This window comes from Aminobacter anthyllidis (genome assembly GCF_018555685.1).
GTDB lineage: Bacteria > Pseudomonadota > Alphaproteobacteria > Rhizobiales > Rhizobiaceae > Aminobacter > Aminobacter anthyllidis.
The window spans coordinates 132,254-155,245 of sequence record NZ_JAFLWW010000001.1 but is presented as its reverse complement, the minus strand read 5'-3'; the positions used below and the strand labels follow the sequence as shown (position 1 = coordinate 155,245).

Genomic DNA, 22,992 nt, shown 5'->3' with positions numbered 1-22,992 from the left:
CGCGCATGTATCAGCCTCCGCTGTTTCGCGAGACGCGGCCCGAGGTTCTGCATGCGCTGATCCGCAACCATCGGCTCGGCCTTCTGATCTGCAATGGATCGGAGGGCCCGGTGGCCAACCCGCTGCCATTCCTGCTCGACGCCGACGTCGGGCCGAACGGCAGGCTGCGCGCGCATCTGGCGCGCGCCAACCCGCAATGGCGGTTGCTGGCCGAGACGCCCGACATGCCTGTGCTGGTGGTGTTCCAGGGCGCCGACAGCTACGTCACGCCGTCCTGGTACGAAACCAAGCGCGAAACCGGCAAGGTGGTTCCGACCTGGAACTATGCGACGGTGCAGGTGCGCGGCAAGGCACGGGTGATCGACGACAAGGACTGGCTTGCCGGGCAGATCGCGGAGCTAACCGCCAGCCAGGAAACCGGACGGACAGAACCCTGGCAGGTGACCGACGCGCCTGACACCTACATCGCGGCCCAGATCAAGGGCATCATCGGGCTCGAGATCGACATCGCCAGCATCGACGGCAAGTGGAAGGTCAGCCAGAACCGGCCTGTCGGCGACCGCGTCGGCGTGGCCGAAGGCATCGAGGCCGAGCAGCAGCCCGGCGACGACATGGCGCAACTGGTCCGCCAGTATGGCGGGCTCGCGGGCGAATAGCCCTCCGCTGTTCCTGCGCCTCGTATGCGCCTACGTGTCATGATATCGAACGCAGTGGACCAAGTGAGCTTTCGGCCATTCCGCCGCGACGATCTTGCCACCTATGCAGCATGGTTCGACGACGAGGAGGTGGCGCGGCGCGTCAGCTTTCCCGATGCTGATTGGTTCGACTACGTCATGGCCCCGTCCAGCATCGCCCATGCTGTGGTGGCAGTACGGACACCCAGTGAAGCACCGCTTGGCGTCCTGCAATATGACGAAGAGGCCGAGGGAGGCATCAACCTCCTGATCGCCGTCGACCCGGCACGGCGCGGCCAGGGTTTCGGCAAGCGCATACTGGCAGCCTTCGTTGAACATATCGACCACAGCTATACGCATATCGGCGGCTACATCGAGGACAACAATTTCGCCTCGATCGCCTGTGTCGAGCGCTGCGGCTTCATCCGCCAGATCGAAGCACCGGACGACGGATTCTTGTTTTATCGCAAGCTACTTGGCGCCAAGATTTCATAAAATGAATCCGGGCCGCAAGCGCAGCCCGGATGTTGGTACAGCCGAACCTTACTTGGCCTTCAGGAACTCGCCGACCTCGAGCAGGACGAACTCGTTGTCGTCAGCCTTATCCAGCGAGCGGCCAGCCGAGAACGGCAGGTTGTTGTCGTCGCCGACGACGATGTGTGTGTCGTCGACCAGATCGACGTTCTCGATGGTGTTGAAGGGCATGTCGTAAAAACCCTCGCCGCCGCCCTGCCGCTTCTTGTTGTCGGGATCGGCGATGTTCATCAGGTCGATATAGCCGATCTTTCGGACAGCGCCGCCGACATTGGCGTCGGACATCTCGATCTTGTAGATGCGCTTGAACAGAGCCGGGTTGGCGAAGCAGTCCGGCTTGGGGTTCTTGGCATCAGCGCATGCCTTGGCGGCAACGCCGGCACCCTGGTCGCGCTCGATGACGAGGGCCGTGGTGGCATCGATCATGTTGAAGTCGCCGATGGCATCGCCGCCGGCGGACAGCGGATAGAGCCAGCTGCGGCCGGTCCATTCCTTCTTGGCGGCATCGAACTCGATGACACGCAGCGCACGGTTGCCTTCCGCCTGCTCCATCGTGCCGTCTTCCTTGAACAGCGCACCTTCGAGCAGGCCGTAGAGCTTGGAGCCGTCCTTCGACTGGGCGAGGCCCTCATAGCCGCCGGAGCGCTTGAGGTTGAACGTCGGCATCGGCAGCGACGGGTTGGCCTGGAGCGTCAGCGTCGGATGGTCGGGCGACTTGACCGGCTTGCCATCGACGACGGTGCCGACGACATCGGTCAGCTTGCCGTCGAGGTCGAACTTGAGCAGGAAGGGCCCGAACTCCTCGCCGACCCAGAAGCCGTCGGCAACCGGCTGGATCGACTCGACGTCGAAGTCACCGCCGGTGAGAAAGCGGGTGTCGGAGCCTTCGAGCACGATCGGGAACGGCGCCTTGCGGTCAGGATCGGTCAGGAACAGGGTCTTGATACGGTTCATCGTGCCCTTGTCCCAGTCGAACGAGACGTGGTGCAGCATCAGCGCGGCATCGGTGGAGTTCAGCTTGTTGCCGAAACCATTGTCCGATAGCGACCAGAACGTGCCGTCGCCGACGGCCTTGATGCCCGAGAAGCCCTGCACGGGCTGGCCGTCGAAGGGCAGCGAGAGCCCGGTCAGGCGGACGCCGTCCTTGCCCGGGACGGTGCCGAGGCCTTCGGAGCGCTTGCGGTCGGCGGTCGTGAACTTGCCCGATGTGCGCAGGTGCTCGGGCGCATTTTCAGGTGCTGCGATGATGGTGTTTGCCGGCAGGATCGCGTGACCGGCGAGCGTTGCCTTGAACTCCGTCTCGCCCGCGAAGGCGGAAGCGGTGGTGAGCGCGAGAACGGCCGCAGCCAGATAAAGAGAGCGTCGCATGGTGGACCCCGATTGGTTGAAGGAACGCCCTCCAGCTAGGTCCACGCCATGTCGGGCGGGTGACGCCTCGGTGAAAGTTTGATGAAGTCCCCGATCGTCTTGTTGCCCTCAAGGAAGGCATCAGGCCCCGCCAACCTTGTGATTCCAGCACTTCAGATGCTAAAGCGCTCGCGTCGCCGATCACATGCACGATCTGCCGTACCAATCGTCCGCCGAGAGAGAAACAATGTCCGTCTTCAAGTCCGATTTCCTGCGCACCCTTTCCGAGCGCGGCTTCATCCACCAGACCTCCGATGACGCCGGCCTCGATGATCTCTTCTGCAAGGAAACCGTGTCGGGCTATATCGGCTTCGACCCGACGGCATCGAGCCTGCATGCCGGCGGCCTGATCCAGATCATGATGCTGTACTGGATGCAGCAGACAGGGCATCGCCCCGTCCCGCTGATGGGCGGCGGCACCGGCATGGTCGGCGACCCGTCCTTCAAGGACGAGGCGCGCAAGCTGATGACGCCTGAGATGATCCAGTCGAACATCGACGGTATCAAGCAGGTGTTTTCGAACTACCTGACCTTCGGCGACGGTCCTCGCGATGCGATGATGGTCAACAACGCCGAGTGGCTCTTGCCGCTCAACTATCTCGAATTCCTGCGCGATGTCGGCCAGCATTTCTCGGTCAACCGGATGCTGAGCTTCGATTCCGTCAAGCAGCGCCTCGACCGCGAGCAGTCGCTGTCGTTCCTTGAATTCAACTACATGATCCTGCAGGCCTACGACTTCGTCGAGCTCAACAAGCGCTACGGCCTGCGCCTGCAGATGGGCGGCTCCGACCAGTGGGGCAACATCATCAATGGCATCGACCTTGGCCATCGCCTCGGCACGCCGCAGCTCTACGCCTTGACCTCGCCGCTGCTGACTACCTCGTCCGGCGCCAAGATGGGTAAGTCGATGAACGGTGCCGTCTGGCTCAACGCCGACATGCTGTCGCCCTATGATTTCTGGCAGTACTGGCGCAACACCGAGGACGCCGACGTCGAGCGCTTCCTCAAGCTCTACACGGCAATGCCGCTCGACGAGATCGCGCGCCTGGCAGCCCTCGGCGGCTCGGAGATCAACGACGCCAAGAAAGTGCTGGCGACCGAGGTGACGGCCATGCTGCATGGCCGCGCCGCAGCCGAGCAGTCGGCGGAGACCGCGCGCAAGACCTTCGAGGAAGGCGCGCTTGCCGACACGCTGCCGACGGTCGAGGTACCAGGCGACGAGCTGAAAGCCGGCATCGGCCTGCTCTCGCTGGTCGTTCGCGCCGGGCTTGCAGCATCCAATGGCGAGGCACGCCGCCACGTCCAGGGCGGCGCGGTGCGCGTCAACGATCAACCAGTCAATGACGAACGCCGGGCAGTGACCACGGCGGACCTCACGCCCGAAGGCGTGGTCAAGCTTTCGCTCGGCAAGAAAAAGCACATTCTGGTGCGCCCGGCCTGATTAGCCGCGCCTCGCGTGATAGCAAAATGGCCGGCCTTGCCGGCCATTTTCATGTCTGGAGACGAGCGTTGGCTTGAGCTCAATATTCGAAGATCGCCCGGAAGATGCCCGGCGCGATGACCGACAGCGGGTTGACGTGCAGCTTGGGCGTATTGGCGTCGCCCGACAGCTTGTAGGTGACTCCGATCAGGCCACGGTCGCGGCCGTTGCCCAGGATGACGCCAACCAGCGGCAGTTCGCCGAAGATGCGGTTGAGGCCATAGGCCGGCATGAAAGTGCCGGTCATGTTCATCTGGCCCTGCTGGTCGTAGAGCACGCCCTGGAAGGTCGTGCCGATCAGTGGCCCGCGCAAAACCCCGTTTTCCAGCGCCAGGTATTTCTCGCGCTTGTCGATCTGGGCGAAGCCGCGCTCGAATTTCACCTTGGACACGTCAATGTCCTTGCGCACCGCCTGGTTGAGGCTGCGGTCGTCGCCCGCCGGTTTGCTGGAGACGATCGACGCAAGCCTCGGCTCGTTGACCACCACGAAATCGCGCACGTCGACCTGGCCCTTGAGCGGCCCGTCGCCTGTCGATTCCAGGGCAAGCGCCAGGCTGCCGCCCTGCATGCGGGCATAGACGTCGAGGAAGCGCAGGATGGCACCGGCATCGGCCGAGCGTACATCAAGGCGCCTGCCGCCGCCTTGCAGCACATTGCTGACGGTTATCAGTCCACTCGAACTCGCCGTCGCGTTGACCTTCAGGCTGCCTACCTTCGATCCGGCGCCTGAATATTCGAGCGTGACGTTCGACAGTTTTTCGCCGCTGAAACCGATCAGCGCCCCGATATTGGCACTGACCGAGACCGAGGATCCACCGGTCGACTTGCTGGCCTTGTCGGTGTCGGCCATGAACTGCTTGATCAGCGCGCGCGCGTCGAGCGCATTGCCGTTGACCTTGACCGCAAAGCCTTTGCCCGAACGCTTGATCTTGACCGACACGTCATCGTCGCGGTTCAGCTTCACCTCGTCGAAACTGGCCGAAGACAGGCTTGCATCAACGAACGAAATACCGCCCTTGATGCTGAAGCTTTTGCCGCTCAGGTCGAAATCCGACAATGTCGCGCGCGAACCGTCGCTGTTCATGACAAACGAAGCCTTGGCGGGGATGCCTGGGCCCTTGCTCCAGCCGACCCATGGGAGATCAAGACGGGCCGCCGTCAAGTCGGCGACGATGTTGCGCTTGCCTTCCTCGAGTTGCTCGACATCGACCTTGATGGTGCCCGACAGCAGATCGGACAGGCCGGGCACCATCGCATTGCGCGTCTTGTCATCGAGCACCAGCTGGACGTTGCGTTGCTTTTCGACGCCGTCCTTGCCCAGCGGCTCGACGAGGTCCAGTTCGGCAGGCACCCCGTTGAGCTTGCCCTTGGCCGCAATCACCGCCTTGTCTGGCGTGACGGTGATGTTGCCGTCCGCCTCCGTCAATTTCTGGCCATCGAGCGGCTTGGCGACCGCCAGGCCTTCATAATCGAGCGCCACCTTCCAATCGAGCTTGTCGGTGTCGATGCCGCTGGTCAGCGGGATGTCGGCCTTGACGTTGCCGGTGACGTCGCCGGTCAGTTCCTCGGGCAGGATGCCGACGTGACGCATGGCATTGATCGGCTCGTAGGAAGCCAGCTCCGCCACGGCATCGGCGGTGCCGGCAACGTCGATGTCGAGCGAACCGATGACCGGCATGACATTGGCCTTCGCCACCTTCAGCTTGCCGTTGCTGGCGGCAACCGTGCGGCCGCTCGGCATGAAAACCGTGCCTTGCGACAGCGACACATCGACGTCGTTGCCGTGGAACTCGACAATGCCCTTGGCGTCGCGAATGGGCGGAATGCGGCCTGCCGTGTCGAAGCGCGAGCCATCGATTTCGAAACGGCCGAACACTTCCTGCGCATTGAGCGGCACGCCGTTGCCGAGCCGGTCGGGCTTGACGTCGAACTGGACATTGCCATCCACCACACGGCCGCCATACAGGTTCTGCAGCACCCAGAGCCGGGCATTTTTCGCCGAGAACCAGGGCCACAGCTGCTTCACATGCGCCACCGACATGTCGTGGACGTTGAACGCGACGAAGATGCCGGGCGCCCTGCCATCGACGAACTGCACCGAAGCCTTGCCCAATGCCTCGCCGCCCGGCCCAGATTTCAGGCCGATCTGCTCGGCGGACAGCGTCTTGGTGACGACATCATATGTGCCGGCGACACGAGCCAGGAAGCTGAGTGCCGGTTCAGGCGATTCGCCCGGCGCCAGGCGCGATTCGCGGCTGATCAGTTCGAAACGGTAGGCCGGATTGTCGCTGGCGACGCCGGTGGCCGGGCGTGGTCCGACAGCGCCATTGAAATCGAAGGTCGAACGGCCCGTCTGAACCAGCAACTGGCGGACATCGATCTTGTTTTCGCCGTCGGCGAGCCTCAGGTCGAGCGTGACGTCGCCAACAAGCTGGCCGCGCTCGTGAAGATCCAGCGTCGATTTGGCAATCGACCCCTTGGCGACCAATTCGGAACCGTCACCGCCGCTGCCTTCGCGGCCGGTGATGACGAGGTCGGCGGACCCGATGCGGCTGGCCTTGGCCGCCGGCACATCGGTCATGCCGGCGAACGGGTCGGTCATAGACACCGTGGCATTGAGCGAGGCGATACGCTCGGCGCCTTCAGCGCGCGCGACCGAAGCCTCAAGCTCGACATCACGGCCGTCGACGTCGACATTGGCACCGACGCGCAGTTCACCCAAGCGCGTCTTGGCCAGCGAGGCATGGACGACGCGCACGACCTTGACCTCGCCACCCGTGGGCAAGACGAAATCGACGTTGGACAGCGCGATCTCACGCATCGCGTCGAACTGGACGGCGTTGAAGCCGCGGTGAATGCCTCGGAATGTCTCGTTCAGCAGCTTCTGCGGGTCGATCAGGCCGTCCTGGTTGCGCAGCGCAACACTCCAGTCGGAGCCGCCCCTTTCCGGCATGGCATCGACGACAATCCGGGCATCCGAAATCCTGGCGTTGCCGAGGCGCACGTTGCCCGTGAGCAATGGCAAGAGGCGGATGCCGAATCGCATCAGGCCGGCCTCGGCCATGGGGGAGCCGTCAGCGCGCTTGAGCTTGACGTCGGGCACCTCGACCGCGATCAGCCTGAGCCCGTCGAGCGTCAGCCGCGCCTGTCCCATCGAGACGTCGACATCGACGCCGGCAAGGCCTTCGATCGCATGCTCGGCCTCGGCACGCAGCCTGTCCTGGCCGAAACCGGAATAGCTGAGCGCTTCGATCGCGATGATCGCCAAAAGCACCAACGAACCAAGGACCGCGACCGCAGCAAGCACGCAATGGCCCGCACGCCGCCGCACGGAGATACGTGGACGCGGCAGTTCCTGGCCCGCAGCCGACGGCATGGCGCCGAGATCGGTAATCTCATCGCGCCTGAACCGGATTTTCTCGTGCCGGGGCACTTCCTGATCCACGCTATGTCCCGTAGTCGTTTCGGTCGTGGACGAATCCAAGTCCGGCATTATTAACCTGACATCCTTGCCGGCTCACCCCGTAACTTCAAACAAGGGTATCGATATGTCTGAACTCGAGACTGGCCAATCCGCCCCGCAATTCACGCTGCCGCGCGACGGTGGGGGCATTCTGACGCTTTCCGACTTCGCCGGCAAACCTGTTGTCCTCTATTTCTATCCCAAGGACGATACGTCCGGCTGCACAGCCCAGGCGATCGACTTCACCCAGCTCAAGCCCCAGTTCGAAAAGGCTGGAGCGCTGGTCATCGGCGTTTCGCCCGACAGCGCCAAGAAACACGACAAATTCAAGGCCAAGCACCAAATTGGCATCGACCTTGTCGCCGACGAAGAGCGAAAGGCGCTCGAGGCCTATGGCGTGTGGACCGAAAAATCGATGTATGGCCGCAAATATCTGGGCGTGGAGCGCTCGACCTTTCTCATTGGTGCCGACGGCAGAATCGCAAGGATCTGGCGCAAGGTGAAGGTGTCTGGCCATGCCGCCGAGGTGCTGGAGGCAGTGAAGGCGCTCTAGCGAAAATCGCACGCCACGGAACCGTTCCCCTCTCCCGACGTTTCTCACCGGAGAACCTTATAGGGAGAAATAAGATGTTCCGCAGCATCATTCTATGGATGATCGGCATTCCGATCCCCATCATCATACTTCTGTGGCTGTTCCTGCGCTGACAACTGCGATTCGTTGATGTCATTTGGCGGTATTTCTACATACCGTTTAATTCACGACGAAAATTCCTCATAACTTTCCATTTCTTGCGAAGAGATCCCTGCCGTGCTCTTGCACGGCGGGGTTTCTTTTCTTGAACTTGGATCTACCAGCGATCTGGCATCGAGGCAGCGGCGCAAAGCTTTGTTAACCCTAATAATGTGTAATCGGATCGTCGCTGTCTCGTGATGAGAGTTCGGTCCGGTGAAAGCAGCAAGTCAGTCCGCCGTGTTCGGCAGGCGCAAAGAACCCCATACCGTCATCATTGCACGCGGCAACGAGATTCGGCATTTCACCGTGCGCCCCTGGGCCGCCGCGGCCGCCGGCTCGGCACTCGCCGCTGTCGCCATCGGCTATCTCCTGGCCACGTCCTACCTGGTGCTGCGCGACGACCTGATTGGTGCCGCAACAGCGCGCCAGGCCCGCATGCAGCATGCCTATGAAGACCGCATCTCGGCCCTTCGCGCCCAGGTGGATCGCATCACCAGCCGGCAATTGCTCGACCAGCAACTGATGGAAACCAAGGTCAGCGAACTGCTGGAGCGGCAATCGCAACTCAGCCAGCGCAACGGCAGGCTCGGCCCGATCCTTGACAAGGCGGCGGCCTCGGAGACGGCTGAACCCGTGCCTGCTGGCAAGACGGACGAACGTGCCGAAATTTCAGCCACGCCAGGGCTGCCCCTCGCCTACGCGGCGGCCGACGCAACAGCAGTGCGCCCCTTCTCGTTCTGGTCGACCAGGTCGGCCGAGCCTGACGACGAAAGCCGGGCCGACCGGGCCGACAAGCTGTTCGTCGCCATCAACAAGTCCCTGCGCAGCATCGAGGACGACCAGGCCCAACGCATCGATGCGCTTGCCGACAACGCCTACCAAACCGCGGGAGCGATCACCGACGCGCTTGAGGGCGCCGGCCTGCCTGTTGCTGCGGATTTCGGAAAATCGGGCGTTGGCGGCCCTCTGGTGACGCTCGACAACCCGATGGCCTTCGACAGCAAGGTCAAGGAACTCGACGAGGCGCTCGACACGCTCGACCGGCTCAAGAAGGAGGCGCGCAAGCTGCCGCTCGCCAATCCGGCCGCCGGCCGTTCGATATCGAGCACGTTCGGGGTCCGCACCGACCCGCTGATCGGCACGCCCGCCCTGCATTCGGGCATGGATTTTCGTGCGCCTTACGGCTCGCCGGCGCGCGCCACCGCCGCTGGCACCGTCACCAAGGCGGGCTGGAACGGCGGCTATGGTCGCATGGTCGAGATCGACCATGGCGGCGGCTTCACCACACGCTACGCGCATCTGAGCAAGACCCTCGTCGCCCCCGACCAGAAGGTCGTGGTCGGCGACGAGGTCGGCGAGGTCGGCAGCAGCGGCCGCTCGACCGGCCCGCACCTGCACTATGAGGTGCGCCGCGACGGCGAAGCGCTCGACCCGCTTCGCTTCATCAAGACCGGCAAGAAGCTCGGCCAGTATCTCTGAGCACACCTTCGAGAAGCGGCGTCCGGGAAGAGTCATCCACAGGCTCAAGAGGCTGTAGCGCATCCAAGGCGCATGGCGTTGCCGCGAATCTACGTGAAACCAGAATCATTCTGCGAGAGCAGTGCGCGAACTCAAACGGCTGGGGCGTACGTTGCCGGCTGTGCGCCGCGCTCTGCTGGAATCGCTATCAACGGGCCCCGCGCGCGTGCGCGATTCGCGCCTGGTACTGCTGGAAACAGCGGCCCGACTTACATTGGCAGGATGGAGGGATTTGGCGCCATCCAGCGCCTTTGGCGCCTGCGGCAAACTTAATCTAGAGGATCAGTCGGCAAAGGCTAAGCCTTTGAAAAACTGGCGCGAGTGACGGGGCTCGAACCCGCGACCTCCGGCGTGACAGGCCGGCACTCTAACCGACTGAGCTACACCCGCGCTCTGGACGTTGGCGCTGGGCGCCGCGTCGTTGGCGGTGAATTACGGCGTTCGATGGGAGGTGTCAAGCGACATCGAAGAGATAATCGACAATCTTCGTCGTCTATTTTTCGAAGTCCACAAAACCCGGCTTTCGAGTGCATCCGCCTACCCTTGCGGCATGTATTTGAACTTGCAGATCACAGGCGAACCGCTTATTGGTCCGCGCGGTTGGGGCGATTAGCTCAGTTGGTAGAGCGCTTCGTTTACACCGAAGATGTCGGCGGTTCGAGCCCGTCATCGCCCACCATTTTTCCTTGCGCCATGCCAAACCAGCAATAAGCCGCTGCAGATTCTTGGTTCTGGCCGGGCGCATTCGCCTAGCGCGCGCAAAGGTGCATTTCCGAATCCACGTTATGTGCATCAGCAGTTGGCAAGGCATGAGCTGCAATGAACTCGCAATGTTGATAGCGCCATATGCGCAAATTGACCCCGTTTTGCACCCTCGAACAACTCGACAGCATGAAGCAGCTTTGGCTGCCACCGCAAGCTTTGGGAGAATTTCTGATGCCGGCCCAGTCTGCATTCAAGTCCGACACGGCAAGAGACAGGGTTCTTGATGACTATCATTTGCTGCTCGCGCGATGGCCGGTATCTTATGAAAGCCGTTTCATCGATACCGATTTCGGCAAGGCCCATCTTATAGCTTCCGGCAATCCGACGGCGTCTCCGCTCGTGCTGCTGCATGGCGGGGGTGGCAACGCGACGATGTGGATTCATAACATCGCTATCCTAGCTGCGAAGTTTCGTGTCTATGCCCCTGATGTCATCGGCGACGTCGGCAGGAGCACAGGCGTGCGACCAAGCTATGCATCCGGCGGCTACGTTCGCTGGCTGGCGCAAGTGCTCGACGGTCTCGGCCTTGAACAAACGGCACTCGCCGGGACTTCTTTCGGCTCATGGCTCGCTGCCGATTTTGCGCTCAAACACCCGGAGCGCGTGCGAGGATTGGCATTGCTCGCACCGCCCCATATCGAGCCGCTGCGTTTGAGCTTTATGCTGAGGGCGGTTCTGGCGACCATCGCTCCAACCGACTCAAGAGTTCGCAGTTTTTATCGCCTTGTCTCATCGCTGCATGCACCGCAGCCGACTGAGCTGGTTATGCAGGATTTCGTCACACGTTGGCGGTCGCAACGGCAAAGCCCACCGCCGCCACCAAGGATATCAGCAGACGATCTGCGACGCTTGCCGCCGCGAACCTTATTTCTACTGGGGCAAGATGATGCCCTTTACGATGTAAACAAAGCAGCGGCGCGTATTCGCGCCAATGCGCCAGCCTGCGAAGTTGCGCTGTTGGCGCAAGCTGGGCATACGCTGACAGTGGACAGGCCCCGGGAGGTCAGCGAGGCGTTGATGGAGTTTCTTGCTGAAGTTCCAGCACCAGCTGCCCTTTGACAAGGAGGCCTGCGCCGCAGCAGCGGAATAGCTAGGATTTTCGGCGAAATGGATCGCTGCGTTCTCTGCAAGCGAGGCTTCGCGATGAGCGCGCCCGACCCGCAAGATGTCCACGCGAGCAAGCATGTCGGCGGTACCCACGTTGGTCATCACCGATCCGGCGAACTCGATCAGTTGACGCAGAGCTTGCGGAAAACTGAGATCGAAGCGGTCGCTGAAGTCGGTCAGGTCGGTCAGGTATACGTTTTCGACCCGTGACCGCGCCGGAAATATGCTTGGCGAACTTGTGCTGTACTCGCGGTCGCGTGTCGGCGATGATGAGCACCTTCTCATCCGCCCCCGCAGGAGTTCTGCCAGCCGCTAGACGGAGTTCGTGATCGCGTTGGTCGCCGGCCAGGCGCACCCAGGTGACATTTGGCGGGACGGCAGCCAAGTCGAGCGCTCCGCCCTGGTCAAGGTGCTCGCGCACCTGCAGCAGCCACCGGCCAAACGCCAATTCGCCGACCCGCTCCCACCGTTGTGAGATTTGAAGCTGGCCAACTATTGGAAAGTCACGGCAGACATGCGCTTCTTAATCAGCAAGCTGGTCCCCAAAACCGAAAATGGCCTGCATCGGATCACCCAACACGCAGGTCCGCAGAGTCTGCGCTGCATAGACGTGGGCATGCCGTCATCTGGACCAAAATTGGGCAGTGTCCGGCGCATTAGACGGAATGTTCGAACAATGGCTCAAATTCGGTATAGTTGCTTTAGCTCTCATGCCGTTGGCGAGGATTGATGTCGAGCAGTAAGCAGAACAATCTTCGTTCGCTTCAAACGTTCGAAGCCGTGGCGCGTCATCTTTCGTTGACGAAAGCGGCGACTGAACTCGGAGTGACACAGAGTGCCGTAAGCCACCAGCTTCGCCGCCTGACCGATCAGATTGGCGAACGCCTTATGATGAAGTCGGGGAGAAGCATTGTCCTGACGTCAGCGGGAGAGGCGCTGGCGCGAAAGCTTGGGGCAGCCTTTGGTGATATCGACAGATCGCTGTCGGAGGTCATCGGTCGGAATCGCAAGCTTGTCCGCTTAGCCATTTGCAGCAGCTTCGCTCCAGGTTGGCTTGTCCCCCGGCTGTCGAGCTTTCACCAAGCCAATCCCGAGGTGGGCTTGCAGTTGTGTATGTACGCGCGCGAACCAGTGCTTACCGATGCCGTTGCGGATGCATTTGTCACGACATTCCCTGAAGTGCCTGGCTTCTGGTCACTGCTCGTAAGGCGAGAAATGCTCGTTCCGGTGGTATCAGGCCGAAAGCCCGATCTAGATCAGATCGTGCCGCGCTTGATCACCACCGATCTGGAGCCGGCCAGGATCGGTGCTGACTGGAAAATCTGCGCAGCGCAAGGAATCCTGCCGTTCGAAATTCCTGCCAGCCAGGACTGGCTGTTCGCGTCGCACTACATCGTTGCGCTCGAAATGGTCCGGCAAGGCCTGGGCGCGGCTCTGGTCCCGGACTTCCTGGTTGAAAGAGAGCTAGCGGACGGCACTCTGAAAGTGATCTCCGATGGTGGCGTCGCTACCAATGAAGATTACTATCTGTGCATCAAGGAAAGCCGGCGCTCCGAAGCACCACTTGATGCGGTGGCGCGTTGGTTCCGGCTGCAGACCAACGGCCAAGGCAAACACGCAGCGCGCCTAGTTGACGGCGCAGACGCCGTTAGCGCCACCCTTGCCGGTATATGACACATCTGCGGAACCATCTGGATTGATGCTGAGCGAAATGGTTACGCCGCCGTCTTTGATCTCGTAGTAATTCTCGTTGAAGACTTTGAGCTTGCCTTCCTTGCCGTTGATGTAAACGGGACCGCCCTCGTCCGCATGTACCTCGATGCCGGTAGGGCACGTGGCGTTGACAAGCGGAATTTTGGCGGCGGCCTCCCCGGCAAACGCCACGCCAAACGCCGCGAAAATCAAAACATGCGACTTCATCTGTGCCTCCTTTGGACGTTTGTTAAACTTCCTCACCAGCGCCCGTGACGCTAGTAGAGGCCCTCACCCGTAAAGATAGTGAAATTGTCGGCGGTCCGATTTTTGGAACCACTCGACTCGTCGGTAATGACCAGAGTCATGCCCTGCCTCATCGCCTTCTGAACTTTCTTCAATATGTCTGGATGCGCCTTCACTCGCCGCAACGCATTATCATCGGCATTCTTGCTGCGGGAAGACATCGCCATCGACACCCACGTTAGCTCTTTCGTCCCTTCGTTGACCTGAGTGAGCGTATAAACGTGCCTGCCTATCGGCTTTTCCGGCTGTGCTATGTCGACTTTTCCGGTGGCGACGATCCTGGCATTGTCCCACAGGCTGATCGACCGGTCCTTTGCGCTGACAACGATGCTGGTCGCACTGGTTTCCTGGCTGCGCCCTTGCGCGTATTGGTAGTGCTTTATCGAGGCGTCCACCGCGCCGAATTCCTGGCTCGCATAGTTGCCGAGAACCATGCCGGGATGCACCACCGAGGCCGGCTGTGAATTCTCGTCGGCGATGATGACGGTCATGTCGAGCTTGGTGATCCCGCAGAGAAGTTCCGAGAAACCCAGCGGCAATCGCACACAGCCGTGAGACGCAGGATAGCCGGGCAGGTTGCCGGCATGCAGCGCTATCCCAGACCAGGTCAGCCGGTTCATGTTGGGCATTGGTGCGTTGTTGTAGGTGCTGGAACGGTGATGCTTGTCCTTCTGCAGGATCTTGAAGACGCCTGTCGGAGTGCCGTGCCCCGCCTTTCCGGTCGAGCAGGACGATGCTGCGATCCTGATGCCGTTTCGATAGACATGGACCATCTGGTCGGGAACGGAAACGATGATCACGACAGGCCCGGTCGGCGACCTCTCGGGGAACCAGTTGTATTCGCCATTCTGAAGGAAATCCGCGGTCTTGTTGACCCTGGTGTCGGCAAGCGCGCTCGCGATCAAACCCGACCCCACGGAAGCGGCGACACCCAGTCCGAACGCGCGTCTGCTGATACCGTTGTTAGGCAAAGATAGTATCCTTGGTCACCATGCCTTTACGCGCTTCTCGGGCGGCAGCCACATAGGATCGCCTTGCTTGATGTCGAATGCTTCATAGAAGGCGTCGAGGTGCTGGAGCGGCGCCACGGCTCGATAGTTGTTCGGCGGATGGCCATCACCTGCAACGATGGCGCGCAGGTATTGGTCCGTGGCCTTCCAGGTCCACATTTGGGCCCAGGATATGAAACAGCGCTGCGCCGGCGTCAGCCCATCTATTTTGACGTTCTCGCTCGGGTGCTCCTTCAGATAATCCATCAACGCAGCGTAGGCGAGCGTGATGCCTCCCACATCGGCCATGTTCTCCCGGACATTCAGGGGGCCATTGGCATGGAGACCGGGTAGGACTTCAAATGCGTTGGCCTGGTCAATCAGCTTCTGCGCCTCGGCTTCGAAGGCCTTGGCGTCTGAAGGCGTCCACCAGTCACGGAAGTTGCCCTGCGCATCGTATTGCCGGCCGCCGCTGTCGAAGCCATGGACCATCTCGTGGCCGATGATGCCGCCAATCCTGCAAAAATACACAGCGGCATCCATGTCGGGCAGGAAAGCGGGCGCTTGCAGGATGGCGGCCGTAACCTCGAACCCATTGATCGATGGCGTATATCCCGCATTGATGACGATTGGCAGCGTGGCGGAAGAGCTGTTGAACTCTTCGTGTACCGTCGGCTTCCCCTGCTTTTCGATTTCCCGCTTTTGGCCGAAAGCGCCAATATTGATAACATCGGCCACAAGGTCCGGCCCGATCTCGACACTTGAGTAGTCTATCCAATGGTCCGGGTAGCCGACGCGATAGTAGAATTTGTTCACCTTCTCGAGAGCCGCGGCACGGGTGGCCTCAGACAGCCATGCGCGCGATGGTATCCGCTCACGGAACGCGGTCAGGATGCGTTCGACCATGTCCAGCGCCTTTTGCTTGTTCTCTTCAGGGAAGAAGCTCTGGACGTAGATCTGGCTGACCGGGTGTCCGAGGTTGTCTTGCAGCAGTTTCAGCAGCCGCTCCTGTCGCGGCTGTTGAACGCCGACCCCGGTCAGGGCTTCCTGCAGCGCCAGTTCCGGCGCGTCGAACGCCGTCGTCAGGACAGGGCTGAACGACCTTACAATGCGAAAGGCAATGTAGTCCTTGATTTCGCCAAGCGGCCGCTCCCGCAGCAGTTTCGATAGCACCGGCAGATAGTGCGGTTCGTACATCACGACCGACTGAGGGACTTCATACCCGACGCTGCGGAAGTAAGCTTTGAGGTCCAGTTCAGGAATCTGGGCCTGCAACTCATCGAATGTCGCCTTCGTGAAGCGGTTGCGCGGGTCGGCGCCTTCGGCCGGAGACAATTTTGCGGCGTGGAGTTCGGTCTCGACGCTCAGCGTGAGGTCGGCGATTCGGGCTGCCTCTTCATCGGGGTATCCAGCGATCTGCATGACCGACGCGACGTACTTGCGATATGCCGCACGACGCGGGTCATCCGGTGCCTCGGCCAGGATCGAATCGAAGCCGGCTTCTATCCCGAAGCCTCCTCCAACGGCATAGAACGCGTTCCGCGTCGTGTCGGCCGGATCGTTCAAGGTCGCAAACGCGGCAAAAAGGATCGGTCCGTTGACATAGATTTGCCGGGCCATGACCTGAACCAGATCGTCGAACGACTTTATCGCCGCAACGCGGTCAAGCTCGCCACGGATTGGCTCAATGCCGGCAGCATCGAGCTTAGCTGTATCCATGTACGCGTTGTAGAGACTCCCGACCTGCTGCACCGGGGTGCCTTTCGGCGCGTTAGCAGCCTCCTCGCCCGCTTTCGCAACGGCAAGCGACATCTGGCCGCGTAGCCTCTCGGCCATGACATCGAAAACGCCGTAGCTCGACAGGCGGGCGGGACGCTCCACCCTGTCGAGCCAGGCTCCCGACGCATACCGATAGAAGTCCATCCCTGGCCTGACGCCCGGATCCATGTTGGAGATGGAGAAGACGAGCTTGTCGGCGTCGAGGGCCGGAAGACCGGCAGCATCCTCAGCGCGCGCGGAACCTGCGACCAGCGCGGCAAGGAAGAACGTGGCGGCAGCACGCAGGCGCATCGATCTCACGGCGTTCTCCTCCCACGCTCCGCAGTCTCGCCGATCAGAGCTTGCCCTCGTCCGTCAACGACATCACATTGGCGACGACGCCGCTGTTGGACACCGTGCACTGCCACCGCGCGCGCTCCGGACCGACGCCAATGGTGACCTGCGAGTTCGCCTCGGAATAGAGCATGTCGAGAATGACGCCCTGCTGGGTGTTGGTGGTACGGGCCACCTCGCGAAGGCAGGCGTTTCGTGCGACCTGGGGCACGCTTTGGTCCATCATAGGCGCTGCCGCGCCGGCAGGCACGGACGAGCCGGAATCGGTCGAGCAGCCGGCTATGAGCAACGATGCTACGAGCAGGAAATAGTATCGGTTCATGTCAGTCCTCCCTGAAACTCACTCTTGCGAACACGACCGTTGCTAACCGCCCGACTCGATCAGGAACCGTCCCGCCGCCCAGCCCGAACCGCCGCCGTCGCGCCGCTCGACCTTGCACCAGCGTATCTGGCCGTTCATGCGGCAGCCGAGATTGCGCAGGACCGCGCCATTGCGTAAGCGAACGATGATCGGGGCCTGCGCCGTCGGGCGTGACCGGACATTGAGCCGGTCTCCCGGCGGGACATTCGCCACTTCCCAGAAATCGGGGCCGCCCGAAAAGCCGTCGGCGTAGTCCGGTTGAGGCTCAGCATCGTCGCCAGAGGCCGGATCGCCGCCGGTAACCTCCACCTTGAGACTGTAGTCCGCGGTTTCGTTTCGGCGCGCCGCGTTGCGCATCAGGTACACCTGGATGCGATAGTCGCCGCTCGACCGAACGATCACATCGGCCAGTTCACCCGACGTCGAGCTGTTATAGATCGCCTCCGACACGCGGGGCGCCCAGATGTTGAAGTAGTTGCTCGCATTGTCGGTCCGCAGGCTAGCCGCAAGACGTTGCCCTGCGCGGACGTTGACACGGTAGTTGACCGTCTCGTAGCCCGCGATGCTGTCCTGCACGGTCTTCGAGGAACGTCCGCTTGCGAAACTTATACGTTCGGATCGCTCCTGCGCGCACACAGGCTGAACAACCGGCAGCAAAATAATTCCAAAAAGGATTGCTCCAAGGGCGGCAGCCAACTTGATCATTAGACCTCCCAAGGAAGTGCGCCGCAGCAGCCATCGCTTTACGTCAGGATGTTGCACGACTGAGCCCAACAGGACTAGTGAATTAATTTGCCGTTCCTGGAGCAAATCTAATGAGTTGGCCTGCGCCAGTGTGATCAGCCCGGCTATGATTTCGCTGGCGTCCACGAGACAGCCGGACGACAGGACTGCCCGGCGAGAGGTTCAGTTGGCCCGAGGCCTAGATTTGCAGATCCGACAGTCCGGCAAGGACCACGGCGTAAGACACTAAGCAGCAGATCCAGATGAACAGGTAGTTGAGCGAGGTTCTGGTGATGGCCCAGCGCCGCCAGAAATATCCGATAGGCGTCAGCAGCACGAACGGCACCATGGTCCGCAGCTGTGGATTGCGGCGACTGCGATTGAGATTTCTCGCATCGGCCCCCGCCAGCAGCAGGCCGATCCAGAAGCCGATGATCGGGATGGTGTCGCCCGGCGCGTGCGCGAACTTAGATGTCGGGCGCTTGCCGCATCCTCGCTCCCGACCCCCATCAATCCAAACTCATCGACGGCTCTTATGAGCGTCGGTTCTTGCCTTTGCTCACCATGCGCTATCTCAGCGTCGAGGGACGCGCTGGCGATTTCGGGACGGGCCGGGTCGCAACCACAAGCGTGCTTGCGGCGCCACCGACATGCGGCATTCACAGGCTGATATCGCCCATTTGCAGATGAGGGCTTGCAGCCTAATGCGATCCTGGCGTCGCTATTTTTGCCAGGAACTGCGAACGGCGGTCGAGCAAGAGAAGTGGCCCCAAGGTCAATCCTCTCCGCCGCCAACGCCATATGAAATGATCGACAGGAAGCGAATGGGGAGTTTGACCAGCTCGTCGGGGCCGTGCGGGGCGTCGGCATCAAAGAACAAACTGTCACCTGGCATCAGCCTGTAGACCGAATTGCCGTGGCGGTAGCTGACCTCGCCTTCGAGCAGGTAAAGCAGCTCCATTCCGGCATGCTGAAACAGCGGAAACGTGTCGGTGTCCTTGGTCAGCGTGATGAGATAGGGCTCGACGAAGATCCCGCCCGTGTTGGAGCCGATGTAACCCAGGAGGTTGTATTGATGGCCGGCTCGCGTGCCGCGCCGTCCGACCTCGACACCCGTTCCTGCCTTTACGAAGACAGCGGTGCGCTCCTGTTCGAAGCGCTTGAGCAAGGACGAGAGCGGGACAGCCAAAGCCTGAGCCAGCGCCTGCAACGTGGCCAGTGACGGCGAGATATGCCCATTTTCAATCTTGGACATCATGCCGAGCGATACGCTGGCGGCATCCGCAAGCTCCGCGAGGGTCATGCCATGACGCTTTCGACAGAAGCGCACCTCGCGCCCGATCGCTGTCTGCAAGCGGTTTTCACCGCTGTCGCGTAACGAATGCGGATTCTGGCAAAGGCTTGCGGGTTGCTCGACCAGGTCGTTCTGCTGCTCGCCAGGGAGCGCCAAGAGTGCGAGATGCGCGTCTTCCACTGTCGTTGACCTCCCGCTCAGAGTTGCTGGAAAAAGCTTCGCTCGGACACGCTATCGCCCGCGTCACTCGCGCGCGTAAGGAAACCCAAGCATTGCCGGCTGGCCGGTCCGGAAGCGAACCCCCATCAAAAGGATAATCGAGGCGATGTAGGGCAAAGCGAGCAACAACTGGCGCGGCACGCCGACGCCGACCACCTGGGCGTGCGTGGCGACAGCTTCCAGGAAGGCAAAGGCCACCACCGCCAACAGAACGCCCTTGGGCTTCCAGTTTCCGGCGATCAGCGCAACGACCACGATCCAGCCGCGGCCGGCCGAGAAGTCGGCGATGAAGCGATCGGAGAAGGCGAGCATCAGGAAGCCACCGCCGAGCCCGGTCATGGCACTGCCGAACATCACGGCACCATACTGGCGAACGGGCACGCTCAGTCCCTTGACGTCGAGCGCCTTGGGGTTCTCACCGAGGCAACGCAGTTCCAGGCCATAACGCGTGCGGTAAAGCAGGAACCAGATAGCGGGAACGATAAAGAAGGCGGCATAGGTCAAGAGACGCTGTGAGAACAGCACCGGGCCGATGAAGGGGATGTCGGACAGGAAGGGCAGCGGCACGTCTTCAAAACCGGAGAATGAGGGTTGCGGACCACCGTGAACGTAGCTTTGAAACCAGTACAGCGTGATGCCGCCGGCAAAGAGGTTGAGGCCGAGGCCGGTGACGAAATGATCGACGCGCATCGTTGCCGTCATGAAGGCGATGATCAGCCCCATGACGGCTCCTGCCAGGACCGCCGCCAGCACCGCCAGCCACAAGGATCCTGTCGCCGTCGCCACGAAATAGGCGACGAACGAGCCCATCAGCATCGTGCCTTCGACGCCCATGTTCCAGATCCCGGCGCGCTGGGTGACGAGTTCGCCCATCGCCGAAAACAGCAATGGGGTCATCGTTCGCAGGGTCGCGGCGAAGATGCTGATGAGGATGGCTTCCTGAAACAATCCGCTCATGACGCGGTACCCCTGACGATCTTGTAACGCGCCATCACGCTGGCACAGAGGACGAAAAGCAGGATGATGCCCTGCATGGCGGGAACCAGAGACGCGGGAATGTCGCTGACCACCCGCATCGACACGGCACCGCTTGCCAGCCCGCCAAACAGCAGCCCCGCAAGTACGGTGCCGAGTGGTCGCAGGCCGCCGATCATGCCGACGATGATGCCGGCATAGCCAAGCCCGACAAGGTTGTCGGCCTTCAGCCTGTGGCCGACGCCGTAGAGTTCGATGACGCCCGCAAGGGCCGCGAGCCCGCCGCTGATGCACATCACCACGACGATGGTCTTGGCGATGTTGGTGCCCTTGTGGCCGAGCGCGACGGGATTGGTCCCCAGCGCCTTGATCTCGTAGCCAAGTGCCGTGCGGTCGAGCATGACGGCACCGCAGATCGCGGCAATGAAGGGCAACAGCACGCCGAAATGTAGCTTCGTTCCAAACAGCAGCGGCAGATGTTCCGCCGCCGGAAGCGGCACAGACTGCTGGTAGGAGGCGCCGTCGCCAATTTCGGCCCAGGGGCCGCCCGCCAGCAGGTAGGACAACAGGTAGATGGCAAGGTAGTTGGTCATCACCGTCGAGACGATCTCGTTGACGCCAAAGCGGGTCTTGAGGATCGCGCAGGCGCCGCCCAGCAGAAGCCCGCCGGCGACGCCGAACAGGATAACCCCGGGAAAGAACAGCAGTGGCGGCAGGCCAGACAGGACCTGACTGCCGAGATAGCCGGCCATTGCGCCGGCGAAGACCTGGCCTTCCTGGCCGATGCTCCATATCTGGGCGCGGAAGGCGATGACGGTCGCCAGGCCCGTCAGGATCAGCGGCGTCGACTTGATGAGCGTCGTCATCATCGCTTTCTGCGAGCCAAAGGCACCGAAGAACAAGGTCCTGAACGCCTCGAGGGGATCAGCGCCGGCCGTCGCCACAATGAGCGCGGAGGCCAGCATGCCCGCGACCAGTGCGGCCACCAGCGTGCCGGCGGTCCACCATGGATTGGCTTCAATGCGCCGTTCGATCCGGATCATCGTCCAGCCTCCATCCTGCGTCCGGCCATCATCATGCCGACTTCTTCCACTGTCGTTGTCTTGGGATCGACGACGCCGACGATCTCGCCCTTGAACATCACCGCGATGCGGTCGGCGAGATTGAACAGGTCGCTGAGCTCTTCCGAGGCAAGCAGGATCGCGAAGCCCTCTTCGCGCTTCTGCAGCAATTGGGCGTAGACATATTCGATGACGCCGATGTCGAGGCCGCGTGTCGGCTGGTTGGCGAGCAGCAGCCCCGATGAATGCAGGAACTCGCGTGCCAGGATGACCTTCTGGGCGTTGCCACCGGACAGATTTTCGACCGGCACTTCGTCGTCGCGCGCGGCGATCTGGTACCGGGCCATCATCGTCTTCGACAGCGCCGCGATCTTGGTACGATCCAGAAAGAGGCCGCTGCGGTACTTGGCGTTACGCTGCCAGCCGAGGATGAGGTTTTCGGCAATGCTGAACGGCCCGACAAGGCCCTCGCGAAAACGGTCGTCGGGAATGTGCCCGACGCCCCTGTCCATCATCGCCCGCGGCGTGAGCCGGCTGACGTCCTCGCCGTTCAGCCTGATCGTGCCTTCGCGCGCCCAGCGCACGCCCGAAAGCACCTCGAAAAGCTCCTTCTGGCCATTGCCTGCAACGCCGGCGATGCCGAGGATTTCGTGCCGCGCGATCGACAGCGACACCTGGTTCAGGACGGCCTCGTTCCAGTAGCCCCTGGCGCCGAGACCACTGACTTCGAGCACGGTATCGCCGGGCGCGATTGTCGATTTGTTGACCGAAAACGACACCTCGCGGCCAACCATGAGCCTCGCCAGTTCCTCAGGCGAGGTATCCCTGGTCTGGACGGTGGCAACAGTCTTGCCCTTGCGCAGAACGGTGACGCGGTTCGACTGCATCACTTCGGCGACCTTGTGGGTGATCAGGATGATCGACATGCCGTTGGCGCACATCTTGCGCATGATCGCGAACAGGCGCGCGGACTCATCAGGTGTCAGCACCGCCGTCGGTTCGTCGAGGATGAGGATCTGTACGTCGAGGTAAAGCGCCTTGAGGATCTCGACCCATTGCTGGCGCCCCACCGCCAGTTGCCAGACATAGGCGTCGAGATCGATCTCGATGCCGTAGGCTTCGCAGAGGCTATTCAGCTTTTGCCTGGCCGCCCTGTCGTCCAGCCGCCAGCCGGATTTCTGGGTGCCGACAATGATGTTCTCCAGCACGGTGAACTCCGGCACCAGCACGAAATGCTGATGCACCATGCCGATGCCGAGCTTGATCGCGTCCCTTGGCGAATGCATCTCGACGGGCTGGCCACGCACGATGATCTGCCCGGCATCCGGCGTGCAGAAACCGAAGATGCAGGACGACAAGGTCGACTTGCCCGCGCCGTTTTCGCCGAACAGGCAATGGATTTCGCCAACCTCCAGGTCGAAGTCGACGCCGTCATTGGCCGTCACGCCGGCAAAGCGCTTGGTCAGACCTGCAACGTGCAGCGCCAGAGGTTTATCCTCAGTACCCGCCTTTCTGGCATTCGCCGGCGTCGGATCTTTGATGCTCGGTAAGAGCGACATGGTGGTTCCTTGATCAAGTT

General features: G+C 61.5%; 20 protein-coding genes and 2 tRNA genes. 9 read left to right on the top strand and 13 right to left on the bottom strand.

Annotation, left to right across the window (positions count from 1 at the left end; all coding sequences use genetic code 11):
* Positions 1-5: 5 nt before the first annotated feature.
* Together J1C56_RS00760 and J1C56_RS00755 are read left to right on the top strand one after the other, a co-directional pair.
* A complete protein-coding gene (locus J1C56_RS00760; protein WP_214385121.1) occupies positions 6-656 on the top strand; it encodes an FMN-binding negative transcriptional regulator in 651 nt (216 codons plus the stop codon).
* A gap of 63 nt (positions 657-719) precedes the next feature.
* A complete protein-coding gene (locus J1C56_RS00755) occupies positions 720-1,169 on the top strand; it encodes a GNAT family N-acetyltransferase (protein WP_214385120.1) in 450 nt (149 codons plus the stop codon).
* 48 nt (positions 1,170-1,217) lie between these two features.
* Here J1C56_RS00755 and J1C56_RS00750 read toward each other — a convergent pair whose 3' ends face one another.
* Positions 1,218-2,576, bottom strand: coding sequence for an esterase-like activity of phytase family protein (locus J1C56_RS00750; RefSeq protein ID WP_214385119.1), 1,359 nt, complete (start codon positions 2,574-2,576; stop codon positions 1,218-1,220).
* Between the two features lie 226 nt (positions 2,577-2,802).
* Between J1C56_RS00750 and tyrS the strand changes: the two genes are divergently transcribed.
* Positions 2,803-4,056 carry a tyrosine--tRNA ligase gene (gene tyrS / locus J1C56_RS00745; protein WP_214385118.1) on the top strand — a complete coding sequence of 418 codons (1,254 nt, stop codon included), beginning with the start codon at positions 2,803-2,805 and terminating at the stop codon, positions 4,054-4,056.
* 79 nt (positions 4,057-4,135) lie between these two features.
* Here tyrS and J1C56_RS00740 read toward each other — a convergent pair whose 3' ends face one another.
* Positions 4,136-7,540: a DUF3971 domain-containing protein gene (locus tag J1C56_RS00740; protein WP_214385117.1), complete on the bottom strand. Its 3,405-nt coding sequence runs from the start codon at positions 7,538-7,540 to the stop codon at positions 4,136-4,138.
* Positions 7,541-7,643: 103 nt separating this feature from the next.
* Between J1C56_RS00740 and bcp the strand changes: the two genes are divergently transcribed.
* Together bcp and J1C56_RS00730 are read left to right on the top strand one after the other, a co-directional pair.
* The gene (gene bcp, locus J1C56_RS00735; protein WP_214385116.1) at positions 7,644-8,111 is read left to right on the top strand and encodes a thioredoxin-dependent thiol peroxidase; all 468 of its coding nucleotides are present in this window, start codon (positions 7,644-7,646) and stop codon (positions 8,109-8,111) included.
* 393 nt (positions 8,112-8,504) lie between these two features.
* Positions 8,505-9,770, top strand: a complete 1,266-nt coding sequence (locus J1C56_RS00730) for a M23 family metallopeptidase (protein ID WP_214385115.1) — start codon at positions 8,505-8,507, stop codon at positions 9,768-9,770.
* Positions 9,771-10,122: 352 nt separating this feature from the next.
* Here J1C56_RS00730 and J1C56_RS00725 read toward each other — a convergent pair.
* Positions 10,123-10,199 (bottom strand) — tRNA-Asp (locus J1C56_RS00725).
* Positions 10,200-10,412: 213 nt separating this feature from the next.
* Between J1C56_RS00725 and J1C56_RS00720 the strand changes: the two genes are divergently transcribed.
* The 4 genes from J1C56_RS00720 to J1C56_RS00705 all read left to right on the top strand — a co-directional run bounded on the left by J1C56_RS00720 (position 10,413) and on the right by J1C56_RS00705 (position 13,355).
* Positions 10,413-10,488, top strand: a tRNA-Val gene (locus J1C56_RS00720).
* A 167-nt stretch (positions 10,489-10,655) separates the two neighbouring features.
* Complete coding sequence (locus tag J1C56_RS00715; RefSeq protein WP_214385114.1) at positions 10,656-11,633, top strand: alpha/beta fold hydrolase; 978 nt, start codon at positions 10,656-10,658, stop codon at positions 11,631-11,633.
* Between the two features lie 84 nt (positions 11,634-11,717).
* Positions 11,718-11,891 (top strand): hypothetical protein, encoded by a 174-nt coding sequence (locus J1C56_RS00710; RefSeq protein ID WP_214385113.1) that lies wholly within the window; start codon positions 11,718-11,720, stop codon positions 11,889-11,891.
* 519 nt (positions 11,892-12,410) lie between these two features.
* Positions 12,411-13,355: a LysR family transcriptional regulator gene (locus J1C56_RS00705; RefSeq protein ID WP_214385112.1), complete on the top strand. Its 945-nt coding sequence runs from the start codon at positions 12,411-12,413 to the stop codon at positions 13,353-13,355.
* Here the strand turns inward: J1C56_RS00705 and J1C56_RS00700 are convergent.
* The 10 genes from J1C56_RS00700 to J1C56_RS00655 form a co-directional block, all read right to left on the bottom strand.
* Positions 13,308-13,601: a hypothetical protein gene (locus J1C56_RS00700; protein WP_214385111.1), complete on the bottom strand. Its 294-nt coding sequence runs from the start codon at positions 13,599-13,601 to the stop codon at positions 13,308-13,310. The genes J1C56_RS00705 and J1C56_RS00700 overlap by 48 nt on opposite strands.
* Positions 13,602-13,651: 50 nt before the next feature.
* Positions 13,652-14,650 (bottom strand): L,D-transpeptidase, encoded by a 999-nt coding sequence (locus tag J1C56_RS00695; RefSeq protein ID WP_214385110.1) that lies wholly within the window; start codon positions 14,648-14,650, stop codon positions 13,652-13,654.
* Between the two features lie 15 nt (positions 14,651-14,665).
* A complete protein-coding gene (locus J1C56_RS00690) occupies positions 14,666-16,738 on the bottom strand; it encodes a M13 family metallopeptidase (RefSeq protein ID WP_246591141.1) in 2,073 nt (690 codons plus the stop codon).
* A gap of 43 nt (positions 16,739-16,781) precedes the next feature.
* Positions 16,782-17,102 carry a putative periplasmic lipoprotein gene (locus J1C56_RS00685; RefSeq protein WP_214385108.1) on the bottom strand — a complete coding sequence of 107 codons (321 nt, stop codon included), beginning with the start codon at positions 17,100-17,102 and terminating at the stop codon, positions 16,782-16,784.
* 42 nt (positions 17,103-17,144) lie between these two features.
* Positions 17,145-17,846, bottom strand: a complete 702-nt coding sequence (locus J1C56_RS00680) for an SH3 domain-containing protein (RefSeq protein ID WP_214385107.1) — start codon at positions 17,844-17,846, stop codon at positions 17,145-17,147.
* A gap of 217 nt (positions 17,847-18,063) precedes the next feature.
* The gene (locus J1C56_RS00675) at positions 18,064-18,213 is read right to left on the bottom strand and encodes a hypothetical protein (protein WP_214385106.1); all 150 of its coding nucleotides are present in this window, start codon (positions 18,211-18,213) and stop codon (positions 18,064-18,066) included.
* Positions 18,214-18,639: 426 nt separating this feature from the next.
* Positions 18,640-19,314, bottom strand: a complete 675-nt coding sequence (locus J1C56_RS00670) for a helix-turn-helix domain-containing protein (protein ID WP_246591140.1) — start codon at positions 19,312-19,314, stop codon at positions 18,640-18,642.
* Positions 19,315-19,401: 87 nt separating this feature from the next.
* Entirely contained in the window at positions 19,402-20,334 is a 933-nt protein-coding gene (locus tag J1C56_RS00665; protein WP_214385105.1) for an ABC transporter permease, read from the bottom strand.
* On the bottom strand, positions 20,331-21,395 hold the full coding sequence (locus tag J1C56_RS00660; RefSeq protein WP_214385104.1) for an ABC transporter permease: 1,065 nt from the start codon (positions 21,393-21,395) through the stop codon (positions 20,331-20,333). Before J1C56_RS00660 ends, J1C56_RS00665 begins: the two co-directional genes overlap by 4 nt.
* Entirely contained in the window at positions 21,392-22,972 is a 1,581-nt protein-coding gene (locus tag J1C56_RS00655; RefSeq protein WP_214385103.1) for an ABC transporter ATP-binding protein, read from the bottom strand. The genes J1C56_RS00660 and J1C56_RS00655 overlap by 4 nt, the downstream gene beginning before the upstream one ends.
* Between the last annotated feature and the right edge of the window lie 20 nt (positions 22,973-22,992).

What these genes read in the sequence shown, in the direction of transcription:
- J1C56_RS00680 (WP_214385107.1), bottom strand. Translation starts at nt 17,846, where the DNA reads ATGATCAAGTTGGCTGCCGCCCTTGGAGCAATCCTTTTTGGAATTATT.
- J1C56_RS00665 (WP_214385105.1), bottom strand. Translation starts at nt 20,334, where the DNA reads ATGAGCGGATTGTTTCAGGAAGCCATCCTCATCAGCATCTTCGCCGCG.
- J1C56_RS00700 (WP_214385111.1), bottom strand. Translation starts at nt 13,601, where the DNA reads ATGAAGTCGCATGTTTTGATTTTCGCGGCGTTTGGCGTGGCGTTTGCC.
- J1C56_RS00760 (WP_214385121.1), top strand. Translation starts at nt 6, where the DNA reads ATGTATCAGCCTCCGCTGTTTCGCGAGACGCGGCCCGAGGTTCTGCAT.
- J1C56_RS00705 (WP_214385112.1), top strand. Translation starts at nt 12,411, where the DNA reads ATGTCGAGCAGTAAGCAGAACAATCTTCGTTCGCTTCAAACGTTCGAA.
- J1C56_RS00675 (WP_214385106.1), bottom strand. Translation starts at nt 18,213, where the DNA reads ATGGTGCCGTTCGTGCTGCTGACGCCTATCGGATATTTCTGGCGGCGC.
- J1C56_RS00685 (WP_214385108.1), bottom strand. Translation starts at nt 17,102, where the DNA reads ATGAACCGATACTATTTCCTGCTCGTAGCATCGTTGCTCATAGCCGGC.
- J1C56_RS00710 (WP_214385113.1), top strand. Translation starts at nt 11,718, where the DNA reads ATGAGCGCGCCCGACCCGCAAGATGTCCACGCGAGCAAGCATGTCGGC.
- J1C56_RS00690 (WP_246591141.1), bottom strand. Translation starts at nt 16,738, where the DNA reads ATGCGCCTGCGTGCTGCCGCCACGTTCTTCCTTGCCGCGCTGGTCGCA.
- J1C56_RS00715 (WP_214385114.1), top strand. Translation starts at nt 10,656, where the DNA reads ATGCGCAAATTGACCCCGTTTTGCACCCTCGAACAACTCGACAGCATG.
- J1C56_RS00750 (WP_214385119.1), bottom strand. Translation starts at nt 2,576, where the DNA reads ATGCGACGCTCTCTTTATCTGGCTGCGGCCGTTCTCGCGCTCACCACC.
- J1C56_RS00660 (WP_214385104.1), bottom strand. Translation starts at nt 21,395, where the DNA reads ATGATCCGGATCGAACGGCGCATTGAAGCCAATCCATGGTGGACCGCC.
- J1C56_RS00655 (WP_214385103.1), bottom strand. Translation starts at nt 22,972, where the DNA reads ATGTCGCTCTTACCGAGCATCAAAGATCCGACGCCGGCGAATGCCAGA.
- tyrS (WP_214385118.1), top strand. Translation starts at nt 2,803, where the DNA reads ATGTCCGTCTTCAAGTCCGATTTCCTGCGCACCCTTTCCGAGCGCGGC.
- bcp (WP_214385116.1), top strand. Translation starts at nt 7,644, where the DNA reads ATGTCTGAACTCGAGACTGGCCAATCCGCCCCGCAATTCACGCTGCCG.